General features: G+C 59.3%; 23 protein-coding genes and 1 pseudogene. 15 read left to right on the forward strand and 9 right to left on the reverse strand.

The genetic code is table 11. The features are described 5' to 3' along the window. Positions 1 to 147 precede the first annotated feature (147 nt). Positions 148 to 675 carry a serine acetyltransferase gene (locus tag JFU47_RS28860; RefSeq protein ID WP_201187550.1) on the forward strand — a complete coding sequence of 176 codons (528 nt, stop codon included), beginning with the start codon at positions 148 to 150 and terminating at the stop codon, positions 673 to 675. Here the strand turns inward: JFU47_RS28860 and JFU47_RS28865 are convergent. Further along, positions 653 to 1,576 carry a LysR substrate-binding domain-containing protein gene (locus JFU47_RS28865; protein ID WP_201187552.1) on the reverse strand — a complete coding sequence of 308 codons (924 nt, stop codon included), beginning with the start codon at positions 1,574 to 1,576 and terminating at the stop codon, positions 653 to 655. The two genes, JFU47_RS28860 and JFU47_RS28865, sit on opposite strands and share 23 nt — an antisense overlap. Positions 1,577 to 1,681: 105 nt before the next feature. Between JFU47_RS28865 and JFU47_RS28870 the strand changes: the two genes are divergently transcribed. Then, positions 1,682 to 2,290, forward strand: coding sequence for a LysE family translocator (locus tag JFU47_RS28870; RefSeq protein WP_201187554.1), 609 nt, complete (start codon positions 1,682 to 1,684; stop codon positions 2,288 to 2,290). Here the strand turns inward: JFU47_RS28870 and JFU47_RS28875 are convergent. Next, positions 2,287 to 3,051 (reverse strand): ArsR/SmtB family transcription factor, encoded by a 765-nt coding sequence (locus JFU47_RS28875; protein ID WP_201187556.1) that lies wholly within the window; start codon positions 3,049 to 3,051, stop codon positions 2,287 to 2,289. The two genes, JFU47_RS28870 and JFU47_RS28875, sit on opposite strands and share 4 nt — an antisense overlap. 82 nt (positions 3,052 to 3,133) lie before the next feature. On the opposite strand from JFU47_RS28875, the gene JFU47_RS28880 reads away from it, so the two are divergent. After that, complete coding sequence (locus JFU47_RS28880; protein ID WP_201187558.1) at positions 3,134 to 4,255, forward strand: cytochrome P450; 1,122 nt, start codon at positions 3,134 to 3,136, stop codon at positions 4,253 to 4,255. A 54-nt stretch (positions 4,256 to 4,309) separates the two neighbouring features. Here JFU47_RS28880 and JFU47_RS28885 read toward each other — a convergent pair whose 3' ends face one another. Together JFU47_RS28885 and JFU47_RS28890 are read right to left on the reverse strand one after the other, a co-directional pair. Next, positions 4,310 to 4,786 carry an MEKHLA domain-containing protein gene (locus JFU47_RS28885; RefSeq protein WP_201187560.1) on the reverse strand — a complete coding sequence of 159 codons (477 nt, stop codon included), beginning with the start codon at positions 4,784 to 4,786 and terminating at the stop codon, positions 4,310 to 4,312. A gap of 81 nt (positions 4,787 to 4,867) precedes the next feature. Further along, positions 4,868 to 5,749, reverse strand: coding sequence for a LysR substrate-binding domain-containing protein (locus tag JFU47_RS28890; RefSeq protein ID WP_201187562.1), 882 nt, complete (start codon positions 5,747 to 5,749; stop codon positions 4,868 to 4,870). A 139-nt stretch (positions 5,750 to 5,888) separates the two neighbouring features. Between JFU47_RS28890 and JFU47_RS28895 the strand changes: the two genes are divergently transcribed. Then, entirely contained in the window at positions 5,889 to 6,920 is a 1,032-nt protein-coding gene (locus JFU47_RS28895) for a D-cysteine desulfhydrase family protein (protein WP_201187564.1), read from the forward strand. A 68-nt stretch (positions 6,921 to 6,988) separates the two neighbouring features. Here the strand turns inward: JFU47_RS28895 and JFU47_RS28900 are convergent, their stop codons facing one another. After that, on the reverse strand, positions 6,989 to 7,888 hold the full coding sequence (locus JFU47_RS28900; RefSeq protein WP_123366089.1) for a LysR family transcriptional regulator: 900 nt from the start codon (positions 7,886 to 7,888) through the stop codon (positions 6,989 to 6,991). A 139-nt stretch (positions 7,889 to 8,027) separates the two neighbouring features. Here JFU47_RS28900 and JFU47_RS28905 point away from each other — a divergent pair, with 139 nt between their 5' ends. Beyond that, entirely contained in the window at positions 8,028 to 8,642 is a 615-nt protein-coding gene (locus JFU47_RS28905) for an FMN-dependent NADH-azoreductase (protein ID WP_201187566.1), read from the forward strand. Positions 8,643 to 8,766: 124 nt separating this feature from the next. Here JFU47_RS28905 and JFU47_RS28910 read toward each other — a convergent pair. Next, a pseudogene (locus JFU47_RS28910) lies at positions 8,767 to 9,104 on the reverse strand (FKBP-type peptidyl-prolyl cis-trans isomerase). Between the two features lie 185 nt (positions 9,105 to 9,289). Here JFU47_RS28910 and JFU47_RS28915 point away from each other — a divergent pair. Next, entirely contained in the window at positions 9,290 to 10,363 is a 1,074-nt protein-coding gene (locus JFU47_RS28915; RefSeq protein WP_201187569.1) for a sensor domain-containing diguanylate cyclase, read from the forward strand. 12 nt (positions 10,364 to 10,375) lie between these two features. On the opposite strand, the gene JFU47_RS28920 is transcribed toward JFU47_RS28915, so the two are convergent. Further along, complete coding sequence (locus JFU47_RS28920) at positions 10,376 to 10,684, reverse strand: RcnB family protein (protein WP_123368255.1); 309 nt, start codon at positions 10,682 to 10,684, stop codon at positions 10,376 to 10,378. Positions 10,685 to 10,895: 211 nt separating this feature from the next. On the opposite strand from JFU47_RS28920, the gene tcuC reads away from it, so the two are divergent. Next, a complete protein-coding gene (gene tcuC, locus JFU47_RS28925; RefSeq protein WP_201187571.1) occupies positions 10,896 to 12,200 on the forward strand; it encodes an MFS transporter in 1,305 nt (434 codons plus the stop codon). 21 nt (positions 12,201 to 12,221) lie between these two features. Continuing rightward, positions 12,222 to 12,998: a substrate-binding domain-containing protein gene (locus JFU47_RS28930; protein WP_140894416.1), complete on the forward strand. Its 777-nt coding sequence runs from the start codon at positions 12,222 to 12,224 to the stop codon at positions 12,996 to 12,998. Here the strand turns inward: JFU47_RS28930 and JFU47_RS28935 are convergent. Next, the gene (locus JFU47_RS28935) at positions 12,988 to 13,893 is read right to left on the reverse strand and encodes a LysR family transcriptional regulator (RefSeq protein WP_123368257.1); all 906 of its coding nucleotides are present in this window, start codon (positions 13,891 to 13,893) and stop codon (positions 12,988 to 12,990) included. The genes JFU47_RS28930 and JFU47_RS28935 overlap by 11 nt on opposite strands. A 293-nt stretch (positions 13,894 to 14,186) precedes the next feature. On the opposite strand from JFU47_RS28935, the gene JFU47_RS28940 reads away from it, so the two are divergent. Together JFU47_RS28940 and JFU47_RS28945 are read left to right on the forward strand one after the other, a co-directional pair. Next, positions 14,187 to 15,998: a monovalent cation:proton antiporter-2 (CPA2) family protein gene (locus JFU47_RS28940; RefSeq protein ID WP_201187573.1), complete on the forward strand. Its 1,812-nt coding sequence runs from the start codon at positions 14,187 to 14,189 to the stop codon at positions 15,996 to 15,998. Positions 15,999 to 16,328: 330 nt separating this feature from the next. Beyond that, the gene (locus JFU47_RS28945) at positions 16,329 to 17,441 is read left to right on the forward strand and encodes a DNA alkylation repair protein (protein ID WP_201187575.1); all 1,113 of its coding nucleotides are present in this window, start codon (positions 16,329 to 16,331) and stop codon (positions 17,439 to 17,441) included. On the opposite strand, the gene JFU47_RS28950 is transcribed toward JFU47_RS28945, so the two are convergent. Continuing rightward, positions 17,422 to 17,994 (reverse strand): cytochrome b, encoded by a 573-nt coding sequence (locus tag JFU47_RS28950; RefSeq protein WP_201187577.1) that lies wholly within the window; start codon positions 17,992 to 17,994, stop codon positions 17,422 to 17,424. The two genes, JFU47_RS28945 and JFU47_RS28950, sit on opposite strands and share 20 nt — an antisense overlap. A gap of 204 nt (positions 17,995 to 18,198) precedes the next feature. Here JFU47_RS28950 and JFU47_RS28955 point away from each other — a divergent pair, with 204 nt between their 5' ends. The 5 genes from JFU47_RS28955 to JFU47_RS28975 are packed head-to-tail and all read left to right on the forward strand — an operon-like array spanning position 18,199 to position 22,455. After that, a complete protein-coding gene (locus JFU47_RS28955; RefSeq protein ID WP_201187579.1) occupies positions 18,199 to 18,876 on the forward strand; it encodes a thermostable hemolysin in 678 nt (225 codons plus the stop codon). Beyond that, positions 18,866 to 20,347 (forward strand): AMP-binding protein, encoded by a 1,482-nt coding sequence (locus JFU47_RS28960; protein ID WP_201187581.1) that lies wholly within the window; start codon positions 18,866 to 18,868, stop codon positions 20,345 to 20,347. Before JFU47_RS28955 ends, JFU47_RS28960 begins: the two co-directional genes overlap by 11 nt. Beyond that, positions 20,344 to 21,018: a TenA family transcriptional regulator gene (locus JFU47_RS28965; RefSeq protein WP_201187583.1), complete on the forward strand. Its 675-nt coding sequence runs from the start codon at positions 20,344 to 20,346 to the stop codon at positions 21,016 to 21,018. Before JFU47_RS28960 ends, JFU47_RS28965 begins: the two co-directional genes overlap by 4 nt. After that, complete coding sequence (locus tag JFU47_RS28970; RefSeq protein WP_140679283.1) at positions 21,005 to 21,814, forward strand: SDR family oxidoreductase; 810 nt, start codon at positions 21,005 to 21,007, stop codon at positions 21,812 to 21,814. Before JFU47_RS28965 ends, JFU47_RS28970 begins: the two co-directional genes overlap by 14 nt. Further along, a complete protein-coding gene (locus tag JFU47_RS28975; RefSeq protein WP_201187585.1) occupies positions 21,811 to 22,455 on the forward strand; it encodes a tetratricopeptide repeat protein in 645 nt (214 codons plus the stop codon). The genes JFU47_RS28970 and JFU47_RS28975 overlap by 4 nt, the downstream gene beginning before the upstream one ends. Positions 22,456 to 22,461: the final 6 nt, after the last annotated feature.

Consider the following 22,461-nt stretch of genomic DNA (forward strand, 5'->3'; position numbering starts at 1 on the left):
CCCAAGCGGCACATAACCCATCCATCGCTTTGGCGATGGGTGGGTTTTTTATTGCACAAAGAATGGCTATTCGGGGTTCGTACCCATTCCATAGCTCACTTGTTAAACTAGCCCATTTTTCAGAGCCGTAAGGCTAGGGGCTGCGCCGTGAATTTAGAAACTTTGACGATGCATTGGAAATCGGAAGTTTCAAACAAGAAAAAACCGGGAAGTCGCATCGGCCTGATCACCAATATTCTTAAACGAACCAGAAAGAGCAACACACTTAGGTACTTGTTTATATTTAGACTTGCGCAGTATTTAAATGCTCGAAAAGGTTTGTTCCGCGTTTATGCGAAACGACTGGAAAGAAAGAGCAATCTAAAGTACGGGGTTGACATAAATATTGATGCCCAAATAGGGCCCGGCTTTCGTATCGGCCATTTGCCTGGGATCGTCATCACTGGCCATGTTCAGATCGGCCGAAATTTCTTTATCCGTCAAAACACCACCATTGGCATAAAAACCATGGGATTACCTGAGTACGACCTCAAGATCGGCGATAACGTAAGTGTCGGGGCAAATAGTTGCATCATCGCGGACACCCTCTCAATTGGTGATAACGTAACTATCGGGGCCATGTCCTTCGTCAATAAAAACATTCCTGCAGGCACTACTTTTTATAACGCCCGATAATCGTGAGGTCCCTGGGGGTATCCCGGTCTATCTGAGCAAACAACCACTCCACAAACACCCGTGTCTGCGCCGTCACGTCCGGCGCAACACCGTAGTAATAACGCGGCAACGGCATTCGCAACTCGGGCAACGGGCAGATCAGGCGACCGCTCGAGAGGTGGGTGCCCAGCAAAGAGGTCGGGCACAAGGCAATGCCCTGTCCATCCACGGCGGCCTCAAGCACGAGGTGCATGTGGTCAAACTGCCGGGTGACCTGAGTGGCGGACTGGCCTTGACCAAAATGCAGGGCCCAGTTGTGCCAATCTTCGCGACGCGCCTTGGCGGTCAGTAACGTGTGCCGGCTCAGGGACGCGAGGTCTTCAAGGCCCTGGCGGTGAATCAGCGAGGGCGCCGCGACCAGCAACAGTTCGTCTTCGAAGAGGGCTCGCGCCTCAATTGCCGGTGCCCAGTCGTCACGACCACGGCGAATGACAATGTCGAACCCGTCGCGCGCATGATCGGGTGCCTGGGTTTGGGTCATCACTTGCGGTTTGATGTCCGGGTGCTGCGCAATGAAATCCTCCAGTCTGGGCGCTAGCCAAAGCATCGCAAAGGATGGACGGACATTGATCTTCACGGTCGGCAGCGAGGCGTGCTGCTTGAGTTCAGCCGCGGCGTTGGCGATCTGCGCCAGCCCGGCACTGACCTGCTCATAAAAGCGCTGACCTGCCGGCGTCAGCACCGATTGACGGATACGCCGCTCGAACAGCAGCACACCCAGGTGCTCCTCAAGCAATTTGATGTGCCGGCTGACGGCACTGTGACTGACATGCAGCTCCTCGGCCGCCAGGCTGAAACTTTGATGGCGAGCAGCAACGGCGAAGGCGCGAACAGCATTAAGCGGCGGTAGTGGATTTATCATGCGTCTAATTTAGTCACATATGCAGCGCAATTAAAACGTTTGTCACGCCCACGGCGTCACGCCAATCTGCTCGCACGCAGCCAGCGCCACCTGACGGAGCAAGACATGAACAGCTATGGACTCTTTCTACTGTTTGCCACCCTGACCATTTTGAGTCCAGGGCCTGGCGTGGTCCTGACCCTGTCCAATGCGGTGCGCCACGGCTGGACGGGGGCCGTGCCAGGCATTCTGGGGATCGCGTCGGGTGCGTTTATCGTCGCCGCCATCAGCGCCACCAGCGTCGGCCTGATCCTCAGCACCTCCGCCAACGCCTTTACCGCCTTGAAATTCGCAGGGGCCGCCTATTTGTTGTACCTGGGTTACAAAAGCTGGCGCTCGGCTGGTTTCAACACGCTGCTTGAAACGCGCCCCTCAAGCCCGGGCTATCGCTTCCTTGAAGCGGCTTCGATCCAGTTTTTGAACCCCAAGGCAGTATTTTTCTTTCTGGCGGTGTTCCCGCAATTCATCGACACCTCAGCGCACTTCTCTACCCAGTTTTTTAAACTGGTCGCCTCCTATGGCGTACTGGTGATCCTCGTGCATGGCAGCTATGCCATGCTCGCCAATGCCGCCAAAGGCTGGTTGTCGAGCCCGAAGGGTTCCTGGCTGGCGGCGAAAGTCTCGGGGGTGACCTTCGCCGGTTTCGGCGTGCTGATGGCCTCGGCCAGTCGCTAAGGTGCCGAACTGGCGTTCGCGCGACGCCGGGGCTCGGTGAATGCGGGTTGTGCTGTCGTTACCTGAACCGGCAGTTCAACAGCGAACCGGCTGCTGAGTTCCTTTCGCCCCGTCGCCGTCAACGCCAGCGCGCGGCTGTCCAGGTCCTGAGTCACCCATTTGCGCTTGATCGCCATTTGCAGCAACGCCGCCCCCAACGAACCGCCCAGATGCGGCCGACGCATGCTCCAGTCCAGGCATGGGCAAGCGAAGCGGCGGCGCAGCGTGCTCAAGTCCTTGACCTCGATACCCAACCCTTCAAATAACGCCTCGCCGCTGTCGCTCAGCTGATAAACCTGTTCATCGGTTTGCAGCAGCCACCCCGCTTCGATCATCCGGTCATGCAGCAGCACCGCCAACGTGCCGGCCATGTGGTCGTAGCACGTGCGGGCGAATTGCAGGCGATCCGGGGTACGCGAATTGAAGGTCGGCGCAGCGTTCTGGCCGATCACCATCAACGCTTCCAGCGCCTGGGCGACGCGCTTGTCCGTCAGGCTGTAATAGCGATGTCGGCCCTGCACGTGCAGCCGCACCAGCGCCAATTCCTTGAGTTTGGCCAGGTGCGCGCTGGCGGTGGAGGCGCTGACTTCGGCAATCGCCGCCAACTCGGTGCTGGTGCGGGCGTGGCCGTCCATCAGCGAACAGAGGATTTTCGTCCGTGCCGGTTCCGCGATAGCCGCGGCCACGTGAGAAACGCCGATGTCGTGCTGTTCTACGTTCATATTTCGCTCCCGGACGAATCAAGGCCCTTTCGGACTGGAGATAGTAGCAACACTTTTCCAACCACGAACAAGGCTGCGACCCATGGACCCGATCATCGCTGCGACTCACGCCGACCCTTATCCCTATTACGCGCAACTGCGCTCGGAGGGCGGGCTGGTTTTTCACCCAGGACTGAACGTGTGGGTGGCGAGTAGCGCCCGAGCCGTTGCTGCCGTGGTGGCGCATCCTGACTGTCATGTCCGGCCGTCCCACGAACCGGTGCCCAAGGCGATTGTCAGCGGGATGGCCGGCAAGGTCTTTGGTCTGTTGATGCGGATGAATGAGGGCGAACGGCAGCGTTGCCCAAGGTCGGCAATTCAGCCAGGGTTGGCGTTGGTTGATGTCCATGAAGTCAATGCACTGGTCGGCGCTCGCCTGATCACCCCGGGCGCCGATGGGTTGTACAAGGCGATGTTCCGCGGGCCGGTTTGCGTGGTGGCTGCATTGCTGGGCTTCTCTCCGGCTCAGGGTCGGGTTATCAGCGAGCTGACGGCGGACTTCGTCGCGTGCCTGTCGCCCCTGAGCGATCAAGCGCAACTGGAGGCGGCGCACGGTGCGGCGGAACAATTGAGCGGCTATTTCATTGAACTGCTGGATGACCCGTGCAATCAGAGCGCCCTGCTCGCCGGGATCCGCCAGCGCTTCGCGGCAACCTCTAGCGACTCCGAAATGCTGATCGCCAACCTGATCGGGCTGTTTTCCCAGACCTATGAAGCCACCGCTGGTCTGATTGGCAATGCGCTGTTGGCGTTGATTCGAAACCCGGCGCTGCACAGCGAATCGACACCCGTTGACGACTTGATCGCTGAAGTTCAGCGCTTCGACCCGTCGGTGCAGAACACCCGCCGGTTTGTCGCTGCGCCTTGTGAAATCGAGGGGGTAAGCCTGAACCCCGGCGACGTGATTCTGGTGCTGCTGGCTTCGGCTAATCGTGATCCGCAGCTCAATGACCATCCCGACGTCTTTCTTCTGGATCGTCCAGACCGGCGTAGTTTCACCTTTGGTGCGGGGCGGCATCAATGTCCGGGGCAGATATTGGCTCAGAGCATTGCCAGCGCTACGTTGAAGGAGATTCTGACGATGAAGCCTGCTTTGGATCGCCTGACCTGGCATTACCGGCCTTCGCTGAACGGGCGTATTCCGCTGTTTAGCGATTTGCCGTAAGACCGTGTCAACTGATCGTTCCCACGCTCTGCGTGGGAACGATCAAACGCGCCATCAATCAATGTGACCAACACGCTCCGCATCCGGCCAGAACAGTGCCGCCTGCCCCCGATGCTCACCGTGCTGATCGATCAGTGTCCAGATTTTGCCTTCATGAATCATGAAGGCATTGCCATTCCGATCCACCCGATAACCGCTGTAGCCATGAGCAATCCCGTTGGCCGTGACCTGTTCCAGCAACGTCTGGCGCATGGCCCGGTCCAGTGGCGAAGCGCTGAACCGTGATGGCATGCCGAGGAACTGCGAGCGATCGTATTTGAAACAGGCCAGCGTTTGTTCGTTGGCGTAGAAGAAGCACGGATCGGCTTCGGTGCCATGGGCCAGCAGGCTGTAAGGCGCATGCGCGTGTAACCAGTGCAAGCGCTCAGGTCCGGTCAGCGACTCAGGGGCTGGCAGGCTGTGGCCGGTCCAGCGTCGGTAAGCTTCGTCCAGTAGTTGAACAGCAGCTGCATATTCGTTGATTGACGACACGCGCCCTCCCACGCAAAGGCGTTGGTTTTAGATGCGCCGTAGCCTATCGAAACCCTGCTGAAAAATCCGCATCCACACCAGTCACGCCAGTCGATCCGCAACAAAATCGATAAAGGCTTTCAACTTGGGCAGTGATTTACGCGAGCGTGGATACACCATCTGTACCGGCTTGGGCGGCGGCGCATAGGCGTCCAGGATCCGCACGAGTTCGCCATTGGCCAAGGCAGCCGACACCAGGAAATCGGGCTGCATCAAAATCCCCTCTCCGGCCACGGCCGCCTGCAGCAGCACTTGACCGTCATTGCTTTTCAACACCGCCCCTTCAGGCCAGGGCACCTCGCTGGCGCCGCTTTTCAAAGGCCAGGCAAAACGGTTGTTCCAGGAGGTGTGGGTGAGGATTCTGTGTCGGTGCAGGTCTTCGGGGGATTGGGGTTCCTGCCATTTTTCCAGGTACCGGGGCGATGCGCAGATCACCATTCGATACGGTGGCAATGGCTTGGCCAGCAGATTCACGCCGATCAGTTCGGAAATCCTGAACGCCAGATCGAATGACGTCTCGTACAGGTCCACCACTTCATTGCTCAGAATCAACTCGACCTGGATCTGCGGATAACACTGCATGAACTCCGACACCAGAGGACCGACCAATGCCACGCCGAGGGTCATCGGTGCGGTGATTCTCAACAGGCCACTGGGCTCCGGGCTCGACGCCTCCACCCGGCTGAACGCGTACTTCACCTGTTCCAGTGCCCGCTTGGCCTCTTCATAAAACAACCGCCCTTCCCCGGTGATGGATTGGCGTCGGGTGGTGCGTTGAATGAGCTGGGTGTTGAGGGTTTTCTCCAGGCTCTGGATATGCCGTCCAACCATGACCGCCGACATCCCGACGTCACTGGCCGCATCGGCGAAGCTGCCCGCCTCGACCACGGCGACGAAAACTTCCATTTGCCTGAGTTTGCTCATGACCATGCCTTGCGAAGAGAGGAAAGTGAAAGCTCGATTAAGTACATCAGGTTAAAGGAGTAATAACCGGCAATGCGTTTATCGCGAAGGGCTTTCTCCATAGAGTCATATTATTAAAACGAACAACGAGGCTCCATTGATGCAAACCCTTCTGGACACGTCACTGAGTTCTTTTGCGCGGGCAGAGCTCCTGCAAGGCCCCACGCCCATTCAGCGCGCCGAACGCCTCGAACAACTGCTGGGCTTGAAGTCGCAGGGAGTCGGCCTGTTTCTCAAGCGCGACGATCATATGCTGATTGGCGGTGGCGGTAACAAACTGCGCAAACTCGAATTCCATATCGGCGCAGCGCTGGCGGCCGGAGTCGACACGGTGATCACCGTGGGCGGCATTCAGTCCAACCACGCGCGCCTGACCGCTGCGGTGTGTGCTCGCCTGGGCCTTGCCTGTGAACTGATCCTGACCCGCGCGGTACCTAAAACCGATGTGGATTACGAACTCAACGGCAACGTTCTGCTCGACCAGTTGTTCGGCGCACAGTTACAGGTGCTTGCCGGGGGCAGCGACTCACTCGCCGTGGCCGAAACACGGGCCACGCAACTTCGGGATTCGGGGCGCAACGTGCTGGTGATTCCCACGGGAGGCTCAACACCTCTGGGCAGTCTCGGGTATGCGCGCTGCGCAGCGGAGATCGCACAGCAAGAGACGGAACTCGGCCTCAGCTTCAATCAGGTCGTGGTGCCCAACGGCAGCGCCGGCACCCACGCCGGGCTCGCGGCGGGCTTCCAGTTGCTGGGCCGAGGCACCTCGATCGTCAAGTCCTATTCGGTTTTGTCCGATCGAGACAGTTCAGCGGCCAGAACCCGGCAATTGACCCAAGACGCATTGGCGCTGCTGGGCAGCAACACCGTCGTTCAGGCTGAAGAGATCGCCATTGACGGCAGTCAGTTGGGCGACGGTTACGGTCTGCCAACACCAGCCATGCAGGAAGCAGTTCGCCTGATGGCTCGCGCCGAAGGTCTGTTGATCGACCCGGTCTACTCCGGCAAAGCGTTCGCCGGGCTGTTGGCCGATCTCAGACTAGGACGCTACCGTTCCGGGGACAACGTGCTGTTCGTGATGACCGGCGGAATACCGGGTCTTTATGCCTACCGGGAAACCTTTCAGTCTTAGCGATCAATCGTCGCGGCCCTTTGGCCAACGGGATAACCAAACCGCTGACGTTAGTCGCCTTCGTATCATCACAGGCACAGACGACGGGTCAGATCATTCAGAAGCCATCGGCCTGCTTTCCCTAAAGAGCGATTTTGCATGTGCGCTGCGTAGATCGTCAGTGTGTCTGGTGTGCGCTGAAGTTCGGCGGTTAACTCAAGCGGTACGAGGCGTCCTGAAGCCAGATGATCCGCAATCAGATGCTCTGGCATTCGACACCAACCGAACCCGGCGAGCAAAAAATCCAGCCGCCGTGCCAGATCTACAAACCGCCACTGGTAACTGCCCGTCACCCCATAGCTAGGGCCGTCGGGAGAAACCGGATCGGAAAGTACCAGTTGCACATAAGGCTTCAGGTCTGCACTTGTTGCCCGACGGCCTAACATAGCCAAGGGATGCCCGCTGGCTACTACTGGCCTCAAGTCGACGCTGAGCAGCGGCAGTGCGGTGACATCGTCAGGCACTGTCGGAATCAATGTGCAAAGCGCCAGTGCCGCATCGCCGTTGCGCAATCGGCGCTCCGCGCCGCCTAAGCCTTCTGTAGAAAAACTCACTGCCAGATGCGGAAAAGCTTCACGGATAGCGCGCAGGCTTTCGATGAGCGGTGCGCTAGGGACTAAAGGGTCTATGGCGAGAGCCAACTCCGGCTCAACCCCGGCTGCCGTACTGGCGGCCATTGCTTCAAACTGGGCAGCGCTTGCCAGCACTGCGCGCGCTTGAACCACTAGCACTCTACCTACCTCAGTGAGCGTTGGACGATGGCCGCTCCGATCAAACAGCCTCACACCTTGAACTGACTCAAGTGTGGCAATCGACTGGCTAATGGCAGATTGAGCACGCCGCAGGTGACGTCCCGTTGCCGAGAAACTGCCTGTATCAGCAATGGTTACCAGGATCCGCAACTGATCCAAGCTGAGATTTCCGATCATGACCCATCACTTAAACAGATGGACTCAATCATATTTACATCACTCCTGCTTAGAGATCGCATTGGGTAGAGTGTGTCGCACATCGCCTAAAGCGACAACGCAAAACCTACCGCCGCGTCACCGCGCAGGAGTTACATCCATGTCCAGGCTTCTCAGCATTGAAACCAGCTCACGTGGGGATGCTTCAATCTCCCGGCAGCTCACTCGCCGATTTTTGGCTGCGTGGGAAGCTGCACACCCTAGGGGCGCGATCAAAATACGGGATCTAACGGACACTCCGCTTACGTTCGTGACGGCCCCCTGGTTACAGGCTTACTTCACCCCAGAAACCCAACATTCGCCTGAAATGAAAGCCGTGTTGCAGCTGTCCGATGAGCTTGCGGCCGAGTTGCTGGAAACCGATCACCTGGTTATTTCAACGCCGGTCTACAACTATAACGTCCCTGCGGCGCTCAAGGCGTGGGTGGATCACGTGGTACGGAAAGGCCTGACCTTGGGCTTTGATGGTAAAGGGCTGGTGACCGGTAAAAAGGCAACGGTGCTGCTCGCCTCGGGAGGTGTATACACCCACGACTCCCCGATTAGAGACCGTGACATTGCGACCCAATATTTGAAACTGATCCTGAATGTCCTTGGTATCACTGACGTCACCTTTATTGCGGCCGGCGGCGCTAAAGCTGTAGATCTCGGAGAAATCGGCATGCACGATTTTCTGGATACATTTGATCATCAAATTCAAAAGTCGCTGGTTTAGACAGCATCCAGATAGAAGGCGCTGGCGAAAAAATAGTGGCGAGGTGGCTTGATCAATGTTCAAAAAAAACCGCTCTTTCTGTGAGCAGATAGTGCGGTTCTTGTCATTTCAGCTAATACGCCAATCAATCATCGCGCGTCAGCACTTCCAGCAGTTCAATCTCGAAAATCAAATTCGAATGCGGGGGAATACCCCCATCGTCCGCTCGCCATAGGCCAAACGCGCAGGCACCCACAGCTTGCGCTTGCCACCGACCTGCATGCCCATAATTCCCTGATCCCACCCTTTGACCACCCGACCCGTGCCAATCACGCACTGGAAAGGCTTACCACGGCTATAGGAAGAGTCGAACTCGGTGCCATCTTCCAGCCAGCCACGGTACTGCGTGGTGATCAGCGCGCCTTTGACGGCGGCTTTGCCGTCGCCTAGTACAAGGTCGATTACCTGTAGTTCGTCATTCATTGCATGTACTCGCGTGTTCGTTTGCCCGAAAGGCTTATTGGGCGCCGTTTTCCCAGATTTGCGGTCGAATGGCAACCATTGCGATCACCTGGCGAGGGGGTTAAACCTGTTTCCCGCAGTGACCGTGAACTAAGATAAGCAACACCTACCCGCACGGATCAACACGCCATGACGGCAATTTCTGAATGAATCTGGTCTGGACCAGCGCAACCATCGGCTCACTGATGCTAGCCCTGATCGTCGCGTTGATCTGTCGCGAGCGCTCGCTACAAAAGCAGCTGGCCGAGTATCGCGTGCTGATCACCAGCCTGACTGACGGGCAAAACATCCGTCAGGACGGTGACGCCGAACGCTTCAAGCGCAGCCAGTACTTCGCCCGTATCGGCACGTGGGACTGGGATGTCGACACCGACAAGCTCTACTGGTCGGACGCGATCTACGGCATGTTTGGCTTCAAGATCGACGAAGTAACGCCCTCCTACGCACTGTTTTGCTCATGTGTTCATCCGGATGACCGGGCCAAGGTCCGGGCCGGGGAATTGCGCTGCCTGGAAACCGGCGACAACCATGACGAGGAATATCGGGTGGTCTGGCCCGACGGTACGATCCGCTGGCTTCGGGAAACCGGCAATGTGGTCAAGAACGACCACGATGCAACGATCAAGATGATGGGTGTGGTACGCGATATCACCGAGGAAAAAGCCTCCGCCAGCTACCTGCAACACCTGGCCCACTTCGACCCGCTGACCGGTCTGCCCAATCGTCTGGTGCTCGAAGAGCGTCTGTCCGAAGCGCTGGAACAGGCGCGCATCAGTGCCACGAGAGTTGCGCTGGTATTTGTCGACCTCAATGGTTTCAAGGCAATCAACGACCATTACGGCCATGCCGCCGGCGACCGGGTACTGATCACCACCGCCACTCGACTGAAGAAAATCCTGCGTTCAACCGATACCGTCGCCCGGATCGGTGGCGACGAGTTTGTGGTCATCCTTCAAGGTCTGTCTCAGGGCAACAGCCTGCAAGACGAAGCCCGCAGCATCTGCCAGAAAATCTTCGTCGAACTGTCGCCACCGGTGACCATCGGCAATGATCAACGGCACATCGGCACCAGTCTGGGGGTCGCGGTGTTCCCGGACCATGCGCCGAGCATGGACCGGTTGATTCATATTGCGGATCTGGCGATGTATGAGGCGAAGCGCAGTGGGAATAATCAGTATCGGTTGGGCACCGAAAGCCCCGTACGCGCTCACAGCGAATAGCCCTTCGACGGTTTAACGCTCCACTGGCGTGATATCCACAATCGTCCCATTGGTAATCATCACCATCATGTACTTGTCATTGATCTGCACCCACTGCGCCTGAGCCTTCGGGGCTTTCAGGCCTTTCTGCTTCCAGTTGCTCAAAGCTTTTTCGCTGCGCTGGTAAACGTCCGGGGCGCGATCACCCATCACCAGTTGGCGGGAGTTGTTAACCCCCGGCTGGACGGTTTTTTGCGGTGGGTCATCCGCTTGAACAATGGGACTGATACCGGCAACGCCGGCGGCGATGGCCAAGGCGGCGATGAGGGATTTGCTGTTCATGGGGTGATCCTCCTGTGATGTCGCGGTACCAGAACTCCGACTGCATAGGCAGCGAATCATTCCTTACGGACTACATTGATCCGTTTCACACATCAATGCATGCCAACAATGCAATTAACATATCGATCACCCTGCTCCACTATCCGCCCTAATAAGAACCGTGCACCGCGTCCAGGCGGTGCACGTCATAAAAGCGGTGGAGTACATGTCTATGACAACATCAACCCAACAGCCCGCGACTTCCGGTCGCTCCCGGGCCAGCGCGATTTTCCGGGTCACCTCGGGCAACTTCCTCGAACAATTCGACTTTTTCCTGTTCGGCTTTTACGCCACGCAGATCGCTGCCGTGTTCTTCCCGGCCAGCAGCGAGTTCGCCTCTCTGATGATGACCTTCGCGGTGTTCGGCGCAGGCTTTCTGATGCGGCCGTTGGGCGCCGTGGTGCTGGGCGCCTACATCGATGATGTGGGTCGGCGCAAAGGGTTGATCGTCACCCTGTCGATCATGGCCAGTGGCACGATTTTGATTGTGCTGGTGCCCGGCTATGAAACCATCGGGCTGTTCGCCCCGGCCATCGTGTTGATCGGCCGCTTGCTGCAAGGCTTCTCGGCCGGCGCAGAAATGGGTGGCGTCTCGGTGTACCTCTCGGAGATCGCCACGCCCGGCAACAAAGGCTTCTTCACCAGTTGGCAGTCGGCCAGCCAGCAAGTGGCGATCATTGTCGCGGCAGCATTGGGCTATGGCCTGAACCAGTGGATGGCGCCGGCGATGATTGCCGACTGGGGCTGGCGAATTCCGTTTTTCGTCGGCTGCATGATCGTGCCGTTCATTTTTTTCCTGCGCCGCAACCTTGAGGAAACCGAAGCGTTCGCCGCCCGTAAACACCGCCCGAGCATGGGCGATGTGTTCCGCACGTTGGCGCAGAACTGGGTGATCGTGTTCGCCGGGATGATGATGGTGGCCCTGACCACCACCGCGTTTTACCTGATCACCGTGTACGCACCGACCTTCGGCAAGACCGTGCTGCACCTGAGCACGTCTGATGCACTGCTGGTGACTTTGCTGGTGGGCGTTTCGAACTTCTTCTGGCTGCCGATTGGTGGCGCACTGTCGGACCGCATCGGCCGTCGTCCGGTGCTGATTACCATGGCCCTGCTGACCTTGGCCACGGCGTATCCGGCGCTGACGTATCTGGTGCAGGCGCCAAGCTTCATCAACATGCTGTTGGTGCTGCTGTGGTTGTCGTTCATTTACGGTTTGTACAACGGCGCGATGATTGCCGCGCTAACGGAAATCATGCCGGTCGAAGTTCGGGTTGCCGGTTTCTCCCTGGCTTATAGCCTGGCCACGGCGGTGTTCGGTGGTTTCACCCCGGCGATGTCGACCTTCCTGATCCAGTACACCGGCGACAAGGCTGCGCCCGGTTACTGGATGAGTTTTGCCGCGCTCTGTGCCCTGTGCGCGACGTTGTATCTCTATCGCCGTTCGACCGGTCGCTTGCAACCGTCGATGTCCTGACCCCTTTGAGAGCACATGACCATGAAGAAACTATTCAATTTTGCTGCCCTGATTTTGCTGGCCAGCCTGGGTCTGAGCACCGTCGCCCAGGCCGAAGAAATCCGCGTGATGACCTCCGGCGGTTTCACCGCGGCCTACAAAATCCTCGGCCCGAAATTCGCCGCCTCCACCGGCAACACGTTAGATACTGCCCTCGGCCCCTCGATGGGCAAGGCGCCGGAAGCGATCCCCAATCGTCTGGCTCGCGGTGAAAAGGCCGACGTGGTGATCATGGTCGGCTACGCCCTCGATGACCTGATCAAGCAAGGCAAAGTCGATCCCGCCTCACGGGTCGAGCTGGCGGACTCGCGGATCGGTCTGGTGGTACGTGAAGGGGCGCCGAAACCGGACATCAGCTCTGTCGACGGCCTGAAAAAGACCTTGCTCGACGCGAAGTCCGTGGCCTATTCCGACAGCGCCAGTGGCGTGTACATCGAGGAACAATTGTTCAAACGGCTGGGCATCGAAGACCAACTCAAACCCAAATCGACGATGGTTGCGAAAATCCCGGTGGGCTCGGTGGTTGCCACCGGTGACTATCAACTGGGCTTTCAGCAGGTCAGCGAGTTGCTGCCGGTGCCGGGCGTGAGTTTTGTGGCGAAGATTCCAGAGTCGGTGCAGTCGGTCACGCGTTTCGCCGCCGGCATTCCGGTCGGTGCGCAACACCCGGCGCAAGCCAAGGCGTTGCTGGATTACCTGGCCTCCACCGCCGCTCAACCGGAGGTGAAAGCCACCGGGCTGGACTCAGTCAGTCGCTGACCTGGACTTTCATTTCCACCACCAGCCGTTCCAGTTCCAGCGCCGCCGGGGTCAATGTGCGCCCCCGGCGCTTGATCAAACCGACACTGCGCATCACCTGCGGATCGGTCAGCGGCACCCGCGTCAGGATCGGGTGGTCCGCCGCCGGCATCGCCATCAAGGGCACCGCTGCCACGCCCAACCCCGCTTCGACCAAACCAATCATCGTCGTCACATGCCGGGTTTCGCAGATGCTCGACCGCTGCGGCACGATGCCCGCGAGCGCCTGATCCAGCAGAAAGCGATTGCCGGACGTCTTGTCCAGCGAGATGTAGTCCTGCTGATAAAACTCATCCCACGTCACGCTGGCGCGTCCGGCCAAGGGATGATCGCGCCGGCACGCCACCACATAACCTTCCTGCACCAGCGGCTCGAACTCCACTTCCGCCTCCAGGGTGCCCATGAAACTCAGGCCGAAATCCGCCTCGCCGTTGACCACCGCACTCAGCACTTCATGGGCGCTGGAATCGAGGACCTTGACCTTGATCCGTGGAAACTGCCGATGGTAGTGGGCGATCACTCGCGGCATGAAGTAGTAAGCCGCTGAAGGCACGCAGGCCACGGTGACGTGACCGAGGCGGGTCGAGGCGACTTCGCTGATGCCCAATAGCGCCACGTCCAGATCGTCCAACAGACGCTCGACACTCGGCATAAAACCGCGTCCGGCCTGGGTCAGGCTGACCTTGCGTGTGGTGCGTTCGAACAACCTCACACCGAGGGCGTCTTCGAGTTTTTCGATGCGCCGGCTCAGCGCCGGTTGGGAAATGCGCACCGCGTCGGCCGCCTTGCGAAAGCTGCCCTGCTCCACCACAGCGCGAAAGGCTTGCAGGTCGTTCAGGTCGAAGTTGATGGCCATGGTGCGCACTCGGGAACGGACAGATTGATCAGCCTATCGCATAAATGTAACTAATTAATGCAACATATAACTACATTTTCGTCGCCCTACAGGCCGCCATCGCGAGCAGGCTCGCTCCCACAATGGATCTGCGGTGGACACAGTATCTCTGCACCCCACAAACAAATGTGGGAGCGAGCCTGCTCGCGATGGCGGTGTGTCAGTCAGCAGAACTGTATGTTCATGGCTGACGCAACAAGCATCAGCCTTTATCCTTGTCACCCCCGCCATACCGAGTGAATGGAGTTTTTGTCATGCCCCATGAAGGCAACCTGTTGCAAGCCGCTGTCGTGTTTCTGTTCGCGGCGGTGCTCACCGTTCCCTTGGCCAAGCGCCTGCAACTGGGGGCGGTGCTGGGTTATCTGTTTGCCGGGGTGATCATCGGGCCGTCGGTGCTGGGCTTGATTGGCAATCCGCAAAGCGTCAGCCACATTTCCGAACTCGGGGTGGTGTTGCTGCTGTTCATCATTGGTCTTGAACTGTCGCCGCGACGTTTGTGGGTCATGCGCAAATCGGTGTTCGGCGTTGGCCTGGCGCAAGTGCTGCTGACGGGCTCGGTGATTGGTGTGCTGGCGTTGTTCGTGTTTGGCCAACCGTTGAACAGCGCGATCGTGCTGGGCTTGGGCCTGGCGCTGTCGTCCACGGCGTTCGGTTTGCAAAGCCTGGCCGAGCGCAAGGAACTGACCAGTCCCCACGGACGCTTGGCATTCGCGATTCTGTTGTTCCAGGACATCGCCGCCATCCCGCTGATTGCCATGGTGCCGTTGCTGGCGGGCGGCGATCACTCCAGCAGCGCTGGCGAAGGCCTCAATCACGGCTTGCGCGTGCTGGGCAGCATCGCGGTGGTGGTGATCGGTGGGCGGTACCTGCTGCGACCGGTGTTCCGGGTGGTGGCGAAGACCGGTTTGCCGGAAGTCTCGACCGCCACTGCGTTACTGGTGGTGATCGGCACGGCGTGGCTGATGGACCTGGTTGGCGTGTCCATGGCGCTGGGGGCGTTCCTTGCTGGGTTGTTGCTGGCGGACTCCGAATACCGCCACGAACTGGAAGCGCAAATCGAACCGTTCAAGGGATTGCTGCTGGGGCTGTTTTTCATCAGTGTCGGCATGGGTGCCAACCTCAGTCTGCTGCTGAGCGCGCCGATCACGGTGCTGGGCCTGACCCTGCTGCTGATCGCAATCAAACTGCCGCTGCTGTTTGTTGTCGGGCGACTGGCCGGTGGCTTGGGCAAGGTCAGTGCGATTCGCCTCGGCATCGTGCTCGCGGCCGGTGGTGAGTTTGCGTTTGTGGTGTTCAAGATCGGCCGCGACCAGGGACTGTTCGAACCAAATCTGTACGACTTGCTGGTGCTGACCATCACCTTGTCCATGGCGGTGACGCCGCTGCTGTTGCTGTTGTGCGCGCGACTGGTCAGCCCCAAAGTTCAACCGGTGGTGGTGCCGGAGAAATTCCGCGAGATCGATACCGACACGCCACGCGTGGTGATCGCCGGCATGGGCCGTATGGGACAGATCGTTGCGCGGATTTTGCGCGCGCAGAACATCAAATTCGTCGCCCTCGACACCTCGGTGGAAACCATCGAACTGTCGCGCAGCTTCGGCGGTGTGCCGGTGTTCTACGGCGACCCGATGCGCCCGGAGATCCTCAGTGCGGCCAAGGTCGAGCAGGCGGAATACTTTGTCATCGCCACCGACGACCCGGACACCAACATCAAGACCGCCGAGTTGGTGCACAAACTCTACCCGCACCTCAAAATCATCGCCCGGGCCCGTAACCGGCAGCATGTGCATCGGCTGGTGGACCTTGGCGCCGAGGCCATTCGGGAAACCTATTATTCGAGTCTGGAAATGAGCCGGCGCACGCTGGTCGGCCTGGGGCTGACCCAGGCTCAGGCCGATGCGCGGATCAAGCGCTTCAAGCATCACGACGAGCAGGTGCTGGAGGCCCAGCATGCGGTTTATGACGATGCGGCGAAGGTATTGCAGACGGCGCAGGAAGCCCGGGCGGAACTGGCGAGATTGTTTGAGTCGGATCAGTTGGGGGAGCAGGAATCGGGTAAGGCTTGAGATCCAGCCCCTCACCCTAACCCTCTCCCCAAGGGCGAGGGGACTGATCTGGGAGTTCTTTAGAGATACTGCGACCTGAATTATCGAGTCGAACTCAGGATTTGAAAGCAATGGAGATCTGCCCCCTTTCCCCCTTTCCCCCTCTCACCCGTGGGGAGAGGGGGCTGATCTGGGAGTTCTTTAGAAATACTGCGACCTGAATTATCGAGTCGAACTCTGGATTTGAAAGCAATGGAGATCTGCCCCCTTTCCCCCTCTCCCCCGTGGGGAGAGGGCTGGGGTGAGGGGATGGATCTAACTGACACACAACCATTCGAGCAAACCCATCCTATGACCAACACCAACCAACCCGCCCCCGCCCTGAAAGAAATCTTCAACCCCGACCGCCTCAAGCACATCGCCACCGAGATGACCTCCGTCTACCCCGCGTTCAATGCCAAGGCCTTCCTGAAACTGGCCAACGACGGGCTAGCCGAATTATCAATCATGCAGCGCATGGCCCGGGTCAGCGAGTGCCTGCATGCGGTGTTGCCGTTGAGTTATGAACAGACGCTTGAAGTGCTGCGCGCCCTCGCTCCGCGGCTGAACAGCGGCTTCGTCAGCATCTCATTACCGCATTACGTCGCGACGTACGGCGGACATGCTTTCGAACAATCCATGGACGCCCTCAAGTACTTCACTGCGTTCGGCTCCTCGGAGTTCGCGATCCGCCATTTCCTGCGCAGCGACATCGAACGCTCCCTGGCGGTCATGCACGATTGGTCCCTGGACGACAACGAACACGTCCGCCGCCTGGCCAGCGAAGGCAGCCGACCGCGCCTGCCATGGTCGTTTCGACTGGAACAGATTCAGGCTGACCCAACATTGGCGGCCGCGATCCTCGATAACCTCAAGGCCGACGACAGCCTCTACGTGCGCAAGTCCGTGGCCAACCACCTCAACGACATCACCAAGGATCATCCTGAATGGGTGCTGGACCTGATCGAAGGCTGGTCGCTGGACAACAAGCACACCGCATGGATCGCCAAACACGCCCTGCGCAGCCTGATCAAACAGGGCAACCAACGAGCGTTGGCGATCATTGGCGCGGGCGGCAAGCCTGAGGTCAAGATCATCGATGTGAAGGTGGAACCGGCGGTGATTCGTCTGGGTGAAAAAATCACCCTGTCCTTCGCCATGAAATCCACGATCCAGGACAGTCAGCGACTGGTGATCGACTACGCGATCGATTACGTCAAAGCCAACGGCAGCACGTCGGCGAAGGTGTTCAAGCTCAAGGCGCTGACGCTTCCCGGCAAGGCGACCGAGTCCATCGTCAGGAGTCAGCAGATCAAAGAACTCACCACCCGCCGGCATTACGCGGGTCATCACGCCGTGCACATTCTGGTGAATGGCGAGCGCCTGGCCAGCACCGGGTTCGAGATTATCGCTGACGCTGATTGACCGTATTGCCGGATCGACCGGGCAGCATGCGCGTCAAGGTGTTGTCACGGACCCAATAGTGATGGAACAACCCCGCTGCCGCGTGCAAGCCGATCAGCCAGTAACCGGCGCTGCCGAGCAATTCGTGCCAGTACTTGAACTGCTTGGCCAGGTCCGGATCGACCGCCACCGGCGAAGGCAGGAAGAACTCGAAATAAGGCATCGGCTTGCCACCTGCCGACAGCATCAGCCAGGCCAATAACGGCGTGGCGATCATCAGCCCGTACAACGCCAGGTGCATCAGGTGCGAAACGCCCGTCTGCCAGCCGGGCAGCGCCGGCGTAATCGGTGGACGCGGGGTGATCCGCCCGAGCAAGCGCACCCACACCAACACAAAAATGCTCAGCCCGAACAAGCCGTGCAACCCAAGAAACAATCCCTTCAAGGCGTGCCCCTTTGGCAACAACCCTTTGATTTCGATGCAGGCATACACGCCGACAAACAGCGCAAGCATCAGCCAGTGCAAGGTGATCGAGAGTTTTCCATACCGGTGAGCGAGTGCATTGCGGGTCATAACAGGCCTCGTGAACGTTATTGTGGCTGCCGAGTCATTCGCGCAGCCCGGTTCCGCTTTGTTGCCGAACCGATCGGCGCCACCCTGCCCGCCCAGTCTTAAGGCAATCTGAAGACAGGGCCGATCGGTCTTTGGCCACCTTCAGACTCCGTTAAGAAATGCCTCCGATACTTCTCCCATACTTACCCGGGGAGGCGTCTTCCAATGCCCGATTTCAACTGGAACATTCCTCTGCCCCTGCATTTCGGACAAGCCGAAACCCCGCAGATGAGTTTGGCCAGAGCCCTGCCGGACGAGCTCCTGCGTCCGGTCTTCGAAGCCTTTATCCAGCAACGTTTCCGTAAGGCCCACGGGGCCGACATCCGTCATTTCATGCCGGAGCTGTTTGGCATGAACAACGCGTCAGGTGAACTCTGTGCAGTGGCCGGCGTGCGTCTGGCGAGTAGCGAACCGCTGTATCTGGAACGTTACCTGGACGAACCGATCGATCCGCTGATCAGTGCCGCGGCCGATTGTGCAGTAGACCGCAGCGGCATCGTCGAAGTGGGCAACCTGGCTGCCAGCGACACCGGCAGTGCGCGAATGAGCATCATCGCCATCACGTACCTGCTGGCGATGGGTGGCCTGGAATGGGTGGCGTTCACCGGCAACATCGGCCTGGTGAACAGCTTTCATCGCCTGGGCCTGAAGCCCGTCACCCTCTGCGCTGCCGATCCCGAGCGGCTGGGCGACGACCGCCACAGCTGGGGCAGTTACTACGAGAGCAAGCCCTGGGTGCACGTTGGCAACATCCGCGCCGGCTTCATCCATTTGCGCAACATCGGGATGTTCAACCGACTGGGGTTGCCATCGTCCATCGAGGAATCCAGCCATGTCGCCTGAAATGGAGCGTTTCAAACAGACGCTGCGCAGCCATGCCCAGCGTAAGTCCAATGCCGTCGCCGTGTGGGGCGATCAACTGAAACTGGACTACGCCACGCTGTACGCAGAAGTGATGTATCGCCAGCAGCGTCTGCGCGATGAAAACGTCAAGGTGGTTGCACTGGCCCTGGACAATGGCGTCGAAGCCATGCTCTGGGACCTGGCTGCGCTGTTCGAAGGCCTGACCTGCCTGACGTTGCCACCTTTCTTCAGCCCGGCTCAACGCAAACATTGCCTGAAGCAAAGCCAGTCCGCCCTGGTGATTGCCGAGCCAGCACTGGAAACTGAACTGCAAATGGCCGGCTACGAAAAAACCGGCGAGTTCTGGCGCCGCATCTTCAGCGGCCCAAGTCGGATGCCCGAAGGCACCGCCAAACTGACCTTCACCTCGGGCACCACTGGCACCCCCAAAGGCGTGTGCCTGAGCGCCGAAAGCATTCTGCGGGTCGCCCGCGAACTGGATCAAGCCAGCAAACCCACCGATCCACAGCATCACCTCGCACTTCTGCCGCTGGCGATCCTGCTGGAGAATATCGGCTGCTATGCGGCGCTGTACGCCGGCGCGACGCTGAGCCTGCCCAGTCAGAAAGCCCTGGGTATTCAGGGTGCCAGCGGTGTGGATGCGTCGCGACTGCTCGGATGCCTGGCCACTCGCGCGCCCGAGAGCCTGATCCTCGTGCCGCAATTACTGCTGCTGCTGGTCAACGCCGCCGAGCAAAAAGCCTTCAACCCCCACGCGTTGCGTTTTGCCGCGGTGGGTGGCGCACGGGTCAGCGAAGAATTGCTGCATCGCGCGCAACGGATCGGTCTCCCGGTTTACGAAGGCTACGGACTGTCCGAGTGCGCGTCGGTGGTGTGCCTCAATCGGCCAGAAGCGCGCCGCCCTGGCAGTGTCGGCCGGCCCCTGCCCCACGTGGACATTCGCCTGGCTGACGACGGCGAAGTGCTGATCAAGGGCTCGACCTTGCTCGGTTATCTGGGCGAAGCGCCGCACACCGATGAATGGTGGCCCAGCGGCGATCTTGGCGAGTTCGACCCCGAAGGTTTTCTCTACCTCAAGGGGCGCAAGAAACATCAATTTGTCACCAGCTACGGCCGCAATGTGAACCCGGAATGGGTCGAGGCTGAATTGACCCAACGTCGTCATATCGCCCAGGCCTTTGTCTACGGCGAAGCGATGCCGAGCAACCACGCGCTGCTCTGGCCCCATCGCCCGGACTGCACCGACGAAGAACTGGCCGCCGCCGTGGCCCACGCCAACGAGGCCTTGCCCGATTACGCCCAGGTCCATCACTGGACGCGTCTGGATCAACCGTTCACACCCGTCAACGGTCTGCTGACCGCCAATGGCCGACCACGCCGGGACGCCATCGTCGAGCGTTACCGGGCGCAACTGACTGAAGCTGACTTTTCAGAGGAATCTGCGTCATGAGCTTTTTCGACACACTGCAAGAAGCCACCCATCAAGAACGCCACGAGCTGTTCAACCTGCCGATCATTCTCGACGCCCTCGAGGGCAAGGTCAGCCTGGAAAGCTACCGGGCGTTCCTGGCGCAAGCCTATTACCACGTACGTCACACCGTGCCCTTGATGATGGCCTGCGGCGCACGCCTGCCGGCGCGCCTGGAATGGCTGCGTAAAGCGGTGTGCGAGTACATCGAGGACGAATACGGCCACGAACAATGGGTCCTCGACGACATCGAAGCCTGCGGCGGCGACAAGGACGCGGTGTGCGATGGTCGTCCGTCCTTGCCGATCGAATTGATGGTCAGCTTCCTCTACGACCTGATTGCCCGGGACAACCCGGTCGGCCTGTTCGGCATGGTCAACGTGCTGGAAGGCACCAGCATCGCCCTGGCCACCCATGCTGCCGACAGCATTCGCGAACGCCTGGACCTGCCGCAAAGCGCTTTCAGTTACCTCAGTTCGCATGGCTCGCTGGATATCGAGCACATGCAGACCTATCGCCGACTGATGAACACCCTCGATGATCCGGCCGACCAGGCCGCTGTGATTCACGCATCCAAGGTGGTTTATACGCTGTACACCGACATGTTCCGCGGCTTGCCGCGCAACGGGGAGAACCTGCATGCACCTGTCTGAGGCTCGCGTGGTATTGACCGGTGCCAGCGGCGGTATCGGCCTGGCAATCGCAACCGCCCTGTGCTCCAGTGGCGCCCGAGTATTGGCGGTGGCTCGGCATCGGGAACCGTTGGAGCCTTTGCTCGAACGCTATCCGCAGCATTTGTACTGGGTCGGCGCCGACCTGACCTTTCTCGCCGACCGCCGCAAAGTACTGGCCGCAGCCGAAGCCATCGGCGGTATCAACCTGCTGATCAACGCCGCCGGGGTCAATCACTTCGCCATGCTTGAACAGCTCGATGACAGCGACATCAACACCATGTTGGCGGTGAACATCAGCGCGCCGATCTGCCTGACCAAGTTATTGCTGCCGCTGCTCAAGCAAGCTGAAAGCGCGATGGTGGTGAACGTCGGTTCGACCTACGGCTCCATCGGCTACCCCGGTTACGCCAGCTATTGCGCCACCAAGTTTGCCCTGCGGGGGTTTTCCGAAGCCCTGCGCCGGGAACTGGCCGACACCCGCGTCGGCGTTTTGTACGTCGCGCCACGTGCCACCCGCACCAGCATGAACAGCCCGGCGGCGCAGGCCTTGAATGACGCACTCAAATCCAATGTCGACGACCCGCAAAAAGTCGCCTCGGCGGTGATGCACGCCATTGCCGGTGACCGCCGCGACTTGTACCTGGGCTGGCCGGAACGCTTTTTCGTACGCCTGAACAGTCTGTTGCCAAACCTGGTGGATCGCGGCCTGCGCAAGCAGTTGCCACTGATCCGTCGCCTGAGTCAGAAGCCCGATAACGAGAATCTCAAGCCATGAAAAAACTCTTTGCCTGCTTGCTGATGGGCGCCTTGAGCCAAAGCGTCTGGGCGCTGGACGCCGCCGATCAGCAACGTCTCAATGGCATCCAGCAAAGTTGGGCGCACATTCAATACGAAGTGCCCGAGAATCAACGCACCGTGGCGTTTGAAAAACTCGCCGGCCAGGCCTCGGCGTTCACTCGCGACCGCCAATCGGTAGCCGAAGCCTGGATCTGGTCCGGCATCGTCAACAGCAGTTGGGCCGGCGCCCAGGGCGGGCTCGGTGCACTGAGCAAGGTCAAGGATGCGAAAGCTGATCTGGAGAAAGCCCTGGCCCTGGACCCAAAAGCCCTGCAAGGCTCGGCCTACACCAGCCTCGGGGCGCTGTATGATCGCGTACCGGGCTGGCCCATTGGCTTTGGCGACTCAGACAAGGCCGAACAGTTGCTCAAGCAGGCCTTGCAACTCAACCCGAACGGCATCGATAGTCTGTACTTCTGGGGTGATCACCTCTACCGTCAAAAACGCTACAGCGAAGCCCGGGCTGCGCTGCAAAAAGCCTTGCAGGCAGACCCAAGGCCCGGTCGGGAAACCGCCGACGCCGGGCGGCGCAAAGAGATCGAAGCCTTGCTGGTGGACGTGAACAAGAAACTCGACTGACAGGAG

Source organism: Pseudomonas sp. TH39(2020) (assembly GCF_016650715.1).
In the GTDB taxonomy this organism is placed as follows: Bacteria; Pseudomonadota; Gammaproteobacteria; order Pseudomonadales; family Pseudomonadaceae; genus Aquipseudomonas; species Aquipseudomonas mandelii_C.